At 40.9% G+C, this 11766-nt stretch carries 15 protein-coding genes and 1 pseudogene; 10 read left to right on the plus strand and 6 right to left on the minus strand.

All coding sequences use genetic code 11. The features are described from left to right. Positions 1-90 precede the first annotated feature (90 nt). Complete coding sequence (locus tag IEV18_RS02735) at positions 91-1464, plus strand: sigma-54 interaction domain-containing protein (protein ID WP_188390842.1); 1374 nt, start codon at positions 91-93, stop codon at positions 1462-1464. Positions 1465-1478: 14 nt separating this feature from the next. After that, complete coding sequence (locus IEV18_RS02740; protein ID WP_188390843.1) at positions 1479-2021, plus strand: thermonuclease family protein; 543 nt, start codon at positions 1479-1481, stop codon at positions 2019-2021. 34 nt (positions 2022-2055) lie between these two features. Here IEV18_RS02740 and IEV18_RS02745 read toward each other — a convergent pair whose 3' ends face one another. Next, the gene (locus IEV18_RS02745) at positions 2056-2406 is read right to left on the minus strand and encodes a helix-turn-helix domain-containing protein (RefSeq protein ID WP_188390844.1); all 351 of its coding nucleotides are present in this window, start codon (positions 2404-2406) and stop codon (positions 2056-2058) included. Between the two features lie 251 nt (positions 2407-2657). Between IEV18_RS02745 and IEV18_RS02750 the strand changes: the two genes are divergently transcribed. Both IEV18_RS02750 and IEV18_RS02755 read left to right on the plus strand, forming a co-directional pair. Then, positions 2658-3212 (plus strand): CDP-alcohol phosphatidyltransferase family protein, encoded by a 555-nt coding sequence (locus IEV18_RS02750; protein WP_229733525.1) that lies wholly within the window; start codon positions 2658-2660, stop codon positions 3210-3212. A 63-nt stretch (positions 3213-3275) separates the two neighbouring features. Continuing rightward, complete coding sequence (locus tag IEV18_RS02755; RefSeq protein WP_188390845.1) at positions 3276-3455, plus strand: H-type small acid-soluble spore protein; 180 nt, start codon at positions 3276-3278, stop codon at positions 3453-3455. A gap of 42 nt (positions 3456-3497) precedes the next feature. Here the strand turns inward: IEV18_RS02755 and IEV18_RS02760 are convergent, their stop codons facing one another. Further along, positions 3498-4682 carry an acetyl-CoA C-acetyltransferase gene (locus IEV18_RS02760; RefSeq protein WP_188390846.1) on the minus strand — a complete coding sequence of 395 codons (1185 nt, stop codon included), beginning with the start codon at positions 4680-4682 and terminating at the stop codon, positions 3498-3500. A 148-nt stretch (positions 4683-4830) separates the two neighbouring features. Then, positions 4831-5394, minus strand: coding sequence for an NADPH-dependent FMN reductase (locus tag IEV18_RS02765; protein WP_188390847.1), 564 nt, complete (start codon positions 5392-5394; stop codon positions 4831-4833). A gap of 221 nt (positions 5395-5615) precedes the next feature. Here IEV18_RS02765 and IEV18_RS02770 point away from each other — a divergent pair, with 221 nt between their 5' ends. Genes IEV18_RS02770 through IEV18_RS02780 form a run of 3 tightly spaced genes read left to right on the plus strand, consistent with a single transcriptional unit; the run spans position 5616 to position 7760 of the window. Continuing rightward, entirely contained in the window at positions 5616-6308 is a 693-nt protein-coding gene (locus IEV18_RS02770; protein WP_188390848.1) for a DUF1538 domain-containing protein, read from the plus strand. Further along, positions 6305-7069: a DUF1538 domain-containing protein gene (locus IEV18_RS02775; protein WP_188390849.1), complete on the plus strand. Its 765-nt coding sequence runs from the start codon at positions 6305-6307 to the stop codon at positions 7067-7069. The genes IEV18_RS02770 and IEV18_RS02775 overlap by 4 nt, the downstream gene beginning before the upstream one ends. Further along, positions 7032-7760 (plus strand): P-II family nitrogen regulator, encoded by a 729-nt coding sequence (locus IEV18_RS02780; protein WP_229733526.1) that lies wholly within the window; start codon positions 7032-7034, stop codon positions 7758-7760. Before IEV18_RS02775 ends, IEV18_RS02780 begins: the two co-directional genes overlap by 38 nt. Positions 7761-7771: 11 nt before the next feature. On the opposite strand, the gene IEV18_RS02785 is transcribed toward IEV18_RS02780, so the two are convergent. Continuing rightward, on the minus strand, positions 7772-8161 hold the full coding sequence (locus IEV18_RS02785; RefSeq protein ID WP_188390851.1) for an OsmC family protein: 390 nt from the start codon (positions 8159-8161) through the stop codon (positions 7772-7774). 132 nt (positions 8162-8293) lie between these two features. Here IEV18_RS02785 and IEV18_RS02790 point away from each other — a divergent pair, with 132 nt between their 5' ends. The 3 genes from IEV18_RS02790 (at position 8294) to IEV18_RS02800 (ending at position 10590) form a co-directional block, all read left to right on the plus strand. Continuing rightward, positions 8294-8482 (plus strand): hypothetical protein, encoded by a 189-nt coding sequence (locus tag IEV18_RS02790; protein WP_188390852.1) that lies wholly within the window; start codon positions 8294-8296, stop codon positions 8480-8482. Positions 8483-8743: 261 nt separating this feature from the next. Further along, positions 8744-9964: an IS110 family RNA-guided transposase gene (locus IEV18_RS02795; protein WP_188390853.1), complete on the plus strand. Its 1221-nt coding sequence runs from the start codon at positions 8744-8746 to the stop codon at positions 9962-9964. A gap of 401 nt (positions 9965-10365) precedes the next feature. Next, positions 10366-10590, plus strand: coding sequence for an H-type small acid-soluble spore protein (locus tag IEV18_RS02800; RefSeq protein WP_188390854.1), 225 nt, complete (start codon positions 10366-10368; stop codon positions 10588-10590). A gap of 46 nt (positions 10591-10636) precedes the next feature. On the opposite strand, the gene IEV18_RS02805 is transcribed toward IEV18_RS02800, so the two are convergent. After that, positions 10637-11311, minus strand: a complete 675-nt coding sequence (locus IEV18_RS02805) for a hypothetical protein (RefSeq protein ID WP_188390855.1) — start codon at positions 11309-11311, stop codon at positions 10637-10639. A 125-nt stretch (positions 11312-11436) separates the two neighbouring features. Then, a pseudogene (locus IEV18_RS17185) lies at positions 11437-11766 on the minus strand (hypothetical protein); the annotation flags it as partial.

The raw sequence follows: 11766 nt of genomic DNA on the forward strand, positions 1-11766 counted from the left end.
ATCATTTTGCACCTTAGAGCAAAAAAATTTTGCACTTCCGACCTTCGTCTAATAAAATAAGAGGAGAGGATAATTAAAGGAATGTTGCCCATGAAAGCGAATTTTGACATGGAAAAAATATACGAAAAGATTCTTCATGAAGTGGACGTTGGAATTCATATTGTCAACCAAAAGGGAGAGACGATTTTTTACAATCAAAAAATGGCGGAAATGGAGTCGATGGACCGGGAAGAAGTGCTGCACAAAAACATTTTGGACGTTTTCACTTTTAGCGGAACCCAGCACAGCACCCTCGTCCGCTCCTTAAAAACCGGAAAGAGGACCGGGCAAAAAAAACAAACGTATTTGAATAATCGGGGAAAAGAAATTACAACGATCAATGAGTCCTTTCCTATCCGGCAAAACGGCAAAATTGTCGCGGCGGCGGAAATTGCGAAAGATGTCACCCAATTGGAACGGGTCATTAAAGAAAATGTATTTCGCAATCGTACCGTGAAGTATACCTTTGACCAAATTATCGGGGAAAGCTGCTCGATGAAGACGGTTATCGAAGAGGCAAAAAGAGCTACACGCACCTCTTCCTCCGTCCTTATTATCGGGGAGACGGGAACAGGAAAAGAACTGTTTGCGGAAAGCATCCATAACGGAAGCGTCCGCGCCAACGGACCTTTCATTTCCCAAAACTGTGCCGCCATTCCCGAAGATTTAATGGAAGGTCTGCTGTTTGGCACGAGAAAAGGAGCTTTTACCGGTGCCGTTGACCGGCCGGGATTGTTTGAACAGGCTGACGGGGGCACCCTGCTATTGGATGAAATCAACTCGTTAAGCTATTCCCTCCAGGCAAAATTGCTCCGGGTCATTCAGGAGAAAAAAATCCGCCGGCTCGGAGATACGAAAGAGCGAAATATCGATGTCCGTATTATTACAACAATGAATGAAGACCCCCTTGAGGCGATTCAGCATCGCCGCTTGCGCCAAGATTTATATTACCGTTTAAGCGTCGTTACTTTATGGATCCCGCCTTTACGGGAACGGAAAGAAGATATTCCTCTCCTCACCAGGCACTTTATTGCGAAATATAATAAGGCGTTTCAAATGAACGTAAATTCGATCAGTCCGGAAGCGCAGGCAATTCTTTTTGAACATCCATGGCCGGGCAATGTAAGGGAATTGGAGCATGCGATTGAAGGGGCGATGAATATGATGATGGATGAGGAAGAAATCGGTCTGGAAAACTTGCCGGTTCCGTACAGGAAAATGTATAGTCCTAAAGGCAAGTCAGAAAAATTCAATTTCCCGGCGGAAAGAAAACCGCTGAAGGAGAAATTAGCCGAAATGGAGAAGGCATATATTGAAGAAGTGCTGGCAGAAAATGGCTACAATGTTACCCGGGCTGCCCAAACTTTGGGAATTAGCCGGCAAAGCTTGCAATATCGGCTCAAGAAATTTGCTTTAAAACGATAGAAAGGATTTTCAAAATGAAACGGCCAATTGGATATTTATTTCTCCTCCTTCCCATCCTTTTCCTCCTCGCCTCCTGTTCAGACGACATCAAAGAGTTGCAGAAATCCGGCATCCCTGCCAGGGTGACGAAAGTAAGCGACGGGGATACAATCCGGGTCGACATGGATGGCAAGGAAGAGACGGTTCGCTTATTATTGATTGATACACCGGAGATGGGGAATTCGGAACATCCGCCCCAGCCTTTTGCCGAGGAGGCAAAAGCTTTTGCAGAAAATTTGCTGACGGATAAGCAAGTAGTTCTTGTCATTGGCACAGAAAAATACGACGTGTTCGGCAGGCTTCTTGCTTACGTATTTATCGACGGTGAAACGGTACAGGAAAAACTGCTCCGGGAAGGTTTAGCGCGAACTGCCTACTTGCTCAATGATCTCCGCATGCTTGACGTATTTCATAAAGCGCAAGAAGAAGCGATGGAAAAAGAGAAGGGCATATGGTCTATTCCCGGATACGCCATCCCTGACAGTAACGAAGGTTTTCACTGGCAGGAAAATAATTAGGGACGGGTGCAAAAAGCAGCCGTCCCCTTTATATTTACGAAACTTTTTTCTGCATCAATCGTTTCACGCGAATATAGGCGATGACTTCTTCAATTTCTTCAGCGGTCAGTTCTTCATGATCAATATACAGCTTATAGTCTTCCATATCGGTTTTGCTGTCCAGCCGAATCCGCTCGTACGGTTCTCCCTCACCTGCAGTGAAATATTCCGTTGGCACATCGAAAAACCTGGCGATTCGCCGCAGGTGGGTAATGCTCGGCTCTTTTTTTCCCAGCTCATAACTCCAGATGAGACTTTTGGCAAAATCTAATTCTTCTGCCAATTCGTCTGTCGTTAACCCCTTTTCTTCGCGCAATTTCTTTAATCGTTCACCGATTACAGTCATTTTCATCACTCCGTTGATGTATTAATTCTATAATTGTCGAAAATTGTCACTCATTTTCTAATATTGATTATAACATATACATTCCAATTTGGATGAATTTAACGCTTTTTTTACAAAAATTTGTCATAAATATCTTTATCTTTGGAAAAATACCGGATTGCTTGCAGTCTGCCTATTTACCTATTTCCTGATATAATGATGAGAGGATGATTGACGTTAGAAAAATTTTTTATGTAGGAGGAAACCTGACATTGTACAGCAAAGAAATTTTTACGATTCCCAATCTGCTTTCCTGCATTCGTTTAAGCCTCATCCCTGTTTTTTTGCTCGTCTACATTAACGCAGATTATACTGATGATTATTATTTGGCAGCATTTATCATTGTTTTATCGGGAATCACCGATTTATTAGACGGATTTATTGCAAGACATTTTCAGCAAATTACGGAATTGGGCAAAGTGCTCGATCCGATTGCCGATAAATTAACGCAAGCAGCCATTGCTTTCAGTTTAATGTTCCGGTTTCCTTATATGTGGCTTCTCGTCATTTTATTTGTCGTGAAGGAATTATTTATGGGGATTAGCGGACTGTTATTGTTGCGGAAAAATAAAAAATTGGATGGAGCAAAATGGTTTGGCAAAGTTTCTACAGCAATTTTTTATGTTACGATGGGAATTTTAATTGCCTTCCCAAATATCCATTACGACATATATCTCGTGCTGCTGATCATTACTGCTCTTTTCTTAAGCTTGTCGTTTATTATGTACATCCGTGAACATATGCGGCTTTACCAAAGTACAGACTAAAGCGATGCATAATGGAACCGTTCCTGCCCAAACTAAGGGAAAAAGGAAAAGGGGGAAGCGATAATGAACAAGCAGCGGGCCATTGAAATAACCGAATCGCCTGACTTAGTACATGTTACATATAATGGACAAAGGGTGTACATTCAGCATGTGAATGAAGACAATAATACTGCAAGGGTCTATCCGTTGGACGATCCGCAAAATGAATTTGATGTAGATCTTGACCAGCTGAAGGAAACATAAAAAATAAGTATTCCCCTGAGGAATACTTATTTTTTATTTCCTTTAACGATTCACTTCGACTACAGTGGCAATGCCCATTCCCCCGCCGATACAAAGGGTGGCAAGGCCATATCGGGCATCGCGGCGTTTTAATTCGTGCAAGAGCGTCACTAAAATTCGTGCACCGCTTGCCCCAATCGGGTGTCCTAAGGCGATGGCACCGCCGTTTACATTTAGTTTCTCCTGCGGAATATTTAATTCCTTACCTACTGCCAGCGATTGGGCTGCAAAGGCTTCGTTCGCTTCCACCAAATCGATTTCATCAAGGGAAATACCCGCTTTTGCCAACGCTTTTTTCGTTGCCGGCACCGGACCGATTCCCATAATTTTCGGATCGACTCCAGCTGTTCCATTGCCGCGAATCGTAGCCATCGGCTTGATTCCCAGCTCTTCTGCCTTTTCCCGGCTCATTAATACGAGGGCTGCTGCACCGTCATTAATTCCGGAAGCATTTCCGGCAGTCACCGTGCCGTCTTTTTTAAAGGCAGGGCGCAATTTAGCCAGTTTCTCAGCCGTCACACCTGCCCGCGGAAACTCATCGGCTGCAAAAACAACCGGATCTCCTTTTCGCTGCGGAATTTCCAGCGGAACGATTTCCTCTTGAAACTTGCCTTCCTGCATTGCTGCTTCCGTTTTTTGCTGACTCCAGGCGGCAAATTCATCTTGCTCTTCTCTCGTTAACTGATATTGCTCTGCAATGTTTTCCGCTGTAATTCCCATATGATAGTCATTAATGGCACATTGCAGTCCGTCCTGAATCATGCTGTCGATTAATTTCCCATCGCCCATCCGATATCCTGTACGGGCTTTCGGAAGAAGATATGGAGCTAGGCTCATATTTTCCATCCCGCCGGCAACGACAATATCCGCTTCTTCCGTTTGAATTGCCTGTACCGCCAAATGAACTGCCTTTAAACCGGAACCGCATAATTTATTAATCGTTGTTGACGGAATTTCTTCAGGAATTCCTGCCTGTAAAGCCGCTTGCCGGGCAGGACCTTGCCCGAGGCCAGCCTGCAGCACATTGCCCATAATTACTTCATCGACGAGATGATTTTCCACCTTCGCCCGCTTCAATGCTTCGCGAATAACGTGGGCACCGAGTTCCGTTGCCGGGGTATTGCTTAACGTCCCCATAAAACTGCCGATAGCCGTTCGAACCGCACTGACGATCACTACTTCCCGCATACATTCCCCTCCGTTTTTTAAAATATCGATTTATCTCTGTCCACTCTTGTTCAGTCGTTAACATCTTTAGTATAACATGGTTCCGCTGATTTTTTATCCTAAAAAAGAATTGGAAAAAGCTGTCCGGAAAAATCCGAACAGCTCATCTTTAAGCACGTACTGTTTTTAATGCCCGGCTCCAGGCAATGACCTGGTCAAGCATTTGGTTGGCATTTGCTTCGTGATAATCAGCCGGTTTAAATACGCTCATATTCTCAAAATCGGACATTAACGAAAAGGTAACTGCCGTCCGGACGTCAGCCACTTGCAGTTCCCCTAAAATAAGACGAAGGTTTTCGTGGGCCCGGGTTCCCCCTAAACTGCCATAACCGACGAAACCTGCTGCTTTATTGTTAAGTTCCGGATTTAAGTAGTCTAAGGCATTTTTTAATGCACCGCCGACAGCGTGATTGTATTCCGGAGTAACGAAAATATATCCGTCAAAGGAGGCCATTTTTTCCAACCAGCCCTTTATTGCCTTTTCCGATTCCTCTTGAATTGCTTCTGGTACCTTTGCTCCAAGCAACGGCAGCGGATAGTCGGCTAAGTCTACTAATTCGTATTCCACGTCCGCATCTTGTCTCCCAACAGCAAAATCATACATCCAGTTGGCTACGGCTTCCGCATTTCTCCCCTCACGAACACTTCCTATAATAATCCCGATTTTTACCATATTGTTCTTCCTCCTAAAAAACATAATGTATATCCTCCTAATTTGTCTTGAATTCAAAATAAATCACAAGAAAAAATATATCATGGATAATAAGTTATTGCAAGTAATTTAATTCATTTTTGATACTTAATAATAAAAAGTAACTATAGAAAATTTATATATACATGTTTTAATTATTCCGATAATATAGAAAGTATAGAGATTATACAGGGAGGTGTATTATGAATAACATAAAAGAAACCGTAATTGAAGTAATCAAATCTATTCTGCCTATCACCATCGTTATTACCATTCTTCAGTTTACGTTGATTCAGCTGCCGGCAGAAACCTTTTTTCAATTTCTTATCGGCGCTCTCTTCGTCGGAATTGGACTCATCCTTTTCTTATTAGGTGTAAATATTGGCCTTCTTCCCGTTGGGGAAATGATTGGTGCTGCTTTGCCGAATACAAAGAAGCTTTCGGTTATTGCTCTTTTTGCCTTTATATTAGGGTTAGTCGTCACCGTTGCCGAACCTGACGTTCGCGTCCTCTCCATTCAAGTAGATCAAGTGTCCAACGGCGTCATTCCGAAAAGCATGCTTATCCTCTTTGTCGGTATCGGTGTTGGAATTTGTGTTGCTTTAGCTATGCTGCGGATTATTTTTAATATAAACATTGTCTATTTATTGGCCGTCGGCTACGCCATCATTTTCCTGCTTGCTGCCTTTACACCCCCTACCTATGTGCCGATTGCCTTTGATTCTGGCGGCGTCACTACCGGGCCTTTAACCGTTCCGTTTATCATGGCGTTAGGAGTGGGGATTGCCAGCATATTGAAAGGGAAATCTGCCTCTTCTGACGGATTTGGGCTTGTAGCCCTTGCTTCCATGGGACCGATATTTTCCGTACTGCTGCTGGGGGTGATTTATGGATGAATTTGCATATATTCGCAGGTTTTACAGAAATAATGCTGGAAGTGTTTTCGGCATTATTTCCTTTACTCGTTTTATTTATCATTTTTCAGTTATTTTTCCTTAAATTATCGAAAAGGAAACTGCTCGACATTTTTATCGGTTTTTTCCTCACTTTTTTAGGTTTATCCTTATTCCTCCAGGGAGTACATATCGGTTTTTTGCCTATTGGCGAACAGATGGGAATTGAACTTAGCTCGATGAATTTATGGCTGCTTATAGTTATCGGCTTTATTCTCGGTTTTTTTGCCATTTATGCGGAACCAGCAGTAAGTGTGCTTCTTCATCAAGTCGATGAAGCTTCCGGCGGGCATATTCCGCAAAAAGTTCTGCTCTATACGATTTCCTTAGGGGTTGGACTTGCAATTTCTCTGTCTATGGTTCGAATTTTATTAGGTTTATCATTATGGTTTTTTCTTTTGCCCGGCTACATTATCGCCCTATTCATGGTCAAATTCACTTCGAAAACTTTTACTTCCATCGCCTTTGACTCCGGCGGCGTGGCAACAGGACCAATGACAGCAACATTTTTGCTCGCTTTATTTGTCGAAATAGCTTCCGGCAATGAAGGCAGTGATCCGCTTTTGGACGGATTCGGCATGGTCGCCCTTGTAGCTTTAGCACCGATATTATCTGTACTATCATTAGGAATTTTGTTTGCGAGAAAGGAGCAGAAGCAGGATGTTAATGAAATCCAAGTACAAGCTGATCGTGACCATCGTTAACAAAGAAAAAGCGAAAAAAGTCATCCAGGCTTCGAAAAAGGCTGGCGCCCGGGGAGGTACAACTTTGCTCGGCACCGGTTTTCGCATCGATGACAAAACCAGATTTCTAGGCATTCCTTTAGAACGGGAACGGGAGATTATTTTAACCCTTGTTGAGAATCATCTTCTCGACCAAGTAATGAAAACAATCGTTAAATCCGTTCAATTAAACAAACCGAGACATGGAATCAGTTTTATCATTAATACAGAGTTGGTAACCGGCATCAACCAGCCATCCGTCAATCAGCAGGAAGGAAAATTTGTGTCCGAAGGAGGAGACGATATGATGGATAATCAACAAATTCAATACGATTTAATCATGACGATCATCAATAAAGGAGATGCGGAAAAAGTAGTGGATGCATCCAAACGGGCTGGCGCGGAAGGCGGAACCATTCTCCACGGGAGAGGTACGGGCATTCATGAACAGGCAAAACTGTTTAACATTATTATTGAACCGGAAAAAGAACTGGTTCTGACATTAATTAACCGGGAAAAAACCGCACAAGTATTGGCAGCGATTGAGGAAGAAGCAAAATTGAACCAGCCGGGCAAGGGAATTGCCTTTGTCCTCCAAGTAGAAAAAACGGTCGGCATTAATCATGTGTTAAATAAAATGGTGAATGAAAAATGGGAAAACAGGGATAACTGAAGTACTCTTCGTTATCCCTTTTCATTTATTTCATAAGTTTCCATAATACGAATACTGTCTTTCACCGATTGAACCATGGAGCAGTTTTTCTTTGTTAAAGCAAGCGCTTTTTCTACTTTCCTTTCTGGAATATTTGTTCCCGTAATGATAAATTTTAGTGCGATTTCTTCGACTCGGTTTGCCTCTTTCTCATTGCGTTTCACATCTGCCGTGATTTTCAGATCGGTAAAAGGAATCCGCATTTTCTCCAAAATCTTCCGCAACGTGAGGCCGCTGCAAACAGCAACGGAAGAGACCAATAATGCGTATGGTCGAAAACCAAAATTTTCGTTGCTTGATACATTTAATGTGCCAAAATCAAACTCCGACTGAAATCCATGTTCATTCATTGTAAATTCCATTACATCTCATCTCCCTTTTCCTTACTTGGTATATTTCCATCATATCCAAAAGTATATTTCTGCGAAAACTATACGCTCGTTTATTCCGACTTTTCCCCCTTACGTACTATACAGTAGAAAGGGGGGAAAATGATGTCTGGAAGAAGAGACGATTTTGATGTCGTACTAAATGTGGATCGACTGCTTATTCGTGCCGATGAAATTGTCGTGGAAAACCAACGCCGAAAACGCCGTGATTTCAGCAATGTCGCTGGAGATTTTGATCGTAATTTCGATGATGTGGCTGGTGCATTTGGAAGAAAATTTTTCGACAATGATTAACATTCCATTCCTTAAACATACTAACATTAGTAGTACAGACCTAGGCCAAGGTTTGTGCTACTATTTTTTTATAGTAGAAGTGAAGGAAGGTCGAACAGCCCCTGGGACCAAATAGAGTCCGTATTAAAAACAGACCAACTTCACATCCTTATTTGAATCAGTTTAGTATGTTGGGTCCGAAGAGACCGTGTATAAGAAAATGGAATCGATAAGGCAATGTGAAGAACTTCTATGTTTGGCTAAAAAGGAGAGGCAGAAAATATGAAACACGTAGTGGCATTTGATGTCAGTATGGGGAAAAGTACAATGGTCATTTACGACCGTTATCGTCAATGCGAATATGAGGGTGAAATAACCCATAACCGTTACTCTTTCGAGAAATTAAACGAAACCCTTATATCTTTAACACAAAAAGATGGACAGGCACCTGATATTGTCTTTGAAGCAACAGGCGTATATTCAAAACCACTAGAACGATTCTTAGGTGATCAAGGTTATATGTATTATCGAGTTAACCCACTCGAAGCGAATATTCAAATGGCTTCAATGAGGAGACAAAAAACAGATAAAAGCGACGCTCATGAACTTGCGAAAACTCACTTTAGAGCTGAACGTGAACAAACTTATCAAGAAGAGGAATATTATAAACAAATGCGTGCAATGACGAGATATTATGATGAAATAAGTAGTGAAATGACGCATTTATATAGTCGTTTACATGCGATTCTACAATTGAGTTTTCCTGAGTTAGAAAAGCTATTCAGTAAACGTTCTGCTTTATTTTTGAATGTCGTTCAATTATACTCTCATCCGGATCATGTGTTAGTTTGTTCAAAAACAGTGATTCGTAATCGTTTAAAAGCCAACACAAGAAAAAACTTATCATTGGCACGTGCTGAAGAAAAAGGGATCGCTTTAATCGAAGCAGCAAAAGAAGCGTATCCAGCAATTTCAAAAGATGATATTCGCTGTGAACAAGTGCGGGATTATGCCAAACGGATTGCAGACTTGAAGGAGAAAAGAGATCAACTTGTCCAAAAGATGGTTAAATTATCGAAAGATAAACAAGAGTATCAGATTTTAATTTCATTTCCAGGAATCGGAGAAACGACTGCAGTTCGTTTAATTGGAGAACTAGGAGATATTCGACGATTCAAAAACCATAAACAACTGAATGCTTACGTCGGTATTGATATTATGAGATATCAATCTGGGAATACCTTTTATAAAGACAAGATTAATAAAAGAGGAAATAACAAACTTAGAAAGATTCTATTTTACATGATCCAGACCATGATCCAACTACGGAAAAATACACAAAATCATATTGTAGATTATTATGATAAATTAAAAACGCAACCCCAGAGGAAACCTCATAAAGTTGCGTCCATAGCATGCGTGAATAAGTTCTTGAAATCGGCCTATCACCTTATCACACATAATCTGAAATACGATTACGAAAAGGCAACAATGCATCAGTAATCGTAAGTAAGATTATATCACAAAGACCTGGCGAAAAAAATGGAAATCGTGAGGTCTATTTGTCATGCGAAAATTTATTTTGGAAGGAAGGGGTACCCCTTCCTTCCAAAATAAAATCTATATTAACCAAATTATTTAATAAAAAACACTTGACTAGAGGTAAGAAAGGGGCTGTCTAAAAAGTCCATTTTAGTTGAAAATCCGCCAAAATTAAAACCCAAAGAATGTTGATTTTACAGCATTCTTTGGGTTTGCTTTTTTTAGATTTCGGGATTAAATACTACTTTTCGGACAGCCCCTTATTTCCATCGGCAATATGTACAAATTTTGCTAAATATTACATAGGCATAGTTTCGTCATTTGGACAAAATCTATAAACAAACATATAAGGGGGAAGGATAATGGATGAACAACGGGCGCAGGAAATCGTAGAAGCGAATGCAATGATTCAAGTACATTATTACGGCATACCAGTCTATATCCAGGAAGTTCACGAAAAGGAAGGAATGGCAACGGTATTTCCCCTCGATAATATGGACCATGTACAGCTTGTCGATATAGAAGGCCTTACGGAAATACCGCTGATGCCGCTGGATGAAAGAATGGAAGGAATACAGCCGACATAACGCAGAGAAGCCGCTCTGCGTTCCCTTTTTGAAGCCAGAGGAAACGTCAGTTAATTTTTTCCTTCTCCACTTTTTCTTCAAATAGCGGACGATTCCGGTGTAAAGCGGAAGGAGAAATGGCATCTTTTACATATTGAAAGTATTCGTCCATTTTGTCTGTGACATAACTTGTACGTTCAAAAATAATGGAGCGGATAAAATCCAGCTGCCGGACAATTTTTTGTGTAATTGCTTCTTGTTCTTCCAGCCGTTGGGACGTTTCTTTCGCCTGTAATTCCTGGTTTTCGATTTGCCCCGTTATATTTTCCAGCTGTTCTTCCATCTGACGGTATTGTTGCATCAGCTGATTCATCTGTTCCTGTACTTGCTGCTGGAAATGTTTATCCTTTTCCCTCTCTTGCTTTAAATTATTTTGATTTTCTTCGATTTGTCCCATCTTCGCAAGTAATTTTTCCATTAACTTCTCTTGTTGCTTATCTTCCTTTAATTGTTTCATCTGGACATTGATTTGATCCCATTTCTCCCTTTGCCGTTCTTCCTGGAATCGGGACTGTCGTTGCATCATTTCCATGGAACGCTGCATTAAATCATTAATCTGCTGCTGCTGCTTCATCCATATCGATACATGACTCTCGTAAAACTCTGATTGCTGGTGTGCTTTTATGTGTCCCTTGTTTTGATACAACTTCCCTTTAAGCTGGTCTTTAAAATATATTCCCATACTATGCACTCCCTAAATTAAACTATTTCATATTATGCAATTCCGCCGAAGTTTGTACATTGTCTTAAGCTCCGTCCTTCCTTCTAAAAATGGCTTAATTTTTGCATAATCTAGATTCTCGTTGGTTACTTACGACTCACAATCAATGCACCGATACCACAAATAAATAAATAGGTAATAATTATTATCCAAAGATAGGTAATCGATATAACATTTATACCAATGAACGTGATTATCCCCAGTGCTAACAAAAGTATTCCTAAAAAAATATGTGATGAATAAAAATAAAACTTTATTAAGTTGTTTACTGTTCTTTCATCTGTGTCAGGTGTTTTATCTCTTTTTTTTAAGTTTACCCAAAAATAAAGCTTGACTTTGAAACAAAAACAGGCATCCGAAAATTTGGTGCAAAAGAGCACTTTTGGATGCCTGTTTTTCTCTCTATGGATCCAAAA

The organism is Compostibacillus humi, assembly GCF_014637175.1.
GTDB lineage: Bacteria > Bacillota > Bacilli > Bacillales > Amphibacillaceae > Oceanobacillus > Oceanobacillus humi.

Bases quoted from the DNA above. Each gene is read 5' to 3' on its own strand.
- IEV18_RS02785 (WP_188390851.1), bottom strand. From the start codon at position 8,161: ATGGAATTTACAATGAATGAACATGGATTTCAGTCGGAGTTTGATTTT.
- IEV18_RS02755 (WP_188390845.1), top strand. From the start codon at position 3,276: ATGAACAAGCAGCGGGCCATTGAAATAACCGAATCGCCTGACTTAGTA.
- IEV18_RS02740 (WP_188390843.1), top strand. From the start codon at position 1,479: ATGAAACGGCCAATTGGATATTTATTTCTCCTCCTTCCCATCCTTTTC.
- IEV18_RS02805 (WP_188390855.1), bottom strand. From the start codon at position 11,311: ATGGGAATATATTTTAAAGACCAGCTTAAAGGGAAGTTGTATCAAAAC.
- IEV18_RS02770 (WP_188390848.1), top strand. From the start codon at position 5,616: ATGAATAACATAAAAGAAACCGTAATTGAAGTAATCAAATCTATTCTG.
- IEV18_RS02735 (WP_188390842.1), top strand. From the start codon at position 91: ATGAAAGCGAATTTTGACATGGAAAAAATATACGAAAAGATTCTTCAT.
- IEV18_RS02745 (WP_188390844.1), bottom strand. From the start codon at position 2,406: ATGACTGTAATCGGTGAACGATTAAAGAAATTGCGCGAAGAAAAGGGG.
- IEV18_RS02800 (WP_188390854.1), top strand. From the start codon at position 10,366: ATGGATGAACAACGGGCGCAGGAAATCGTAGAAGCGAATGCAATGATT.
- IEV18_RS02775 (WP_188390849.1), top strand. From the start codon at position 6,305: ATGAATTTGCATATATTCGCAGGTTTTACAGAAATAATGCTGGAAGTG.
- IEV18_RS02795 (WP_188390853.1), top strand. From the start codon at position 8,744: ATGAAACACGTAGTGGCATTTGATGTCAGTATGGGGAAAAGTACAATG.
- IEV18_RS02765 (WP_188390847.1), bottom strand. From the start codon at position 5,394: ATGGTAAAAATCGGGATTATTATAGGAAGTGTTCGTGAGGGGAGAAAT.
- IEV18_RS02760 (WP_188390846.1), bottom strand. From the start codon at position 4,682: ATGCGGGAAGTAGTGATCGTCAGTGCGGTTCGAACGGCTATCGGCAGT.
- IEV18_RS02780 (WP_229733526.1), top strand. From the start codon at position 7,032: ATGAAATCCAAGTACAAGCTGATCGTGACCATCGTTAACAAAGAAAAA.
- IEV18_RS02790 (WP_188390852.1), top strand. From the start codon at position 8,294: ATGTCTGGAAGAAGAGACGATTTTGATGTCGTACTAAATGTGGATCGA.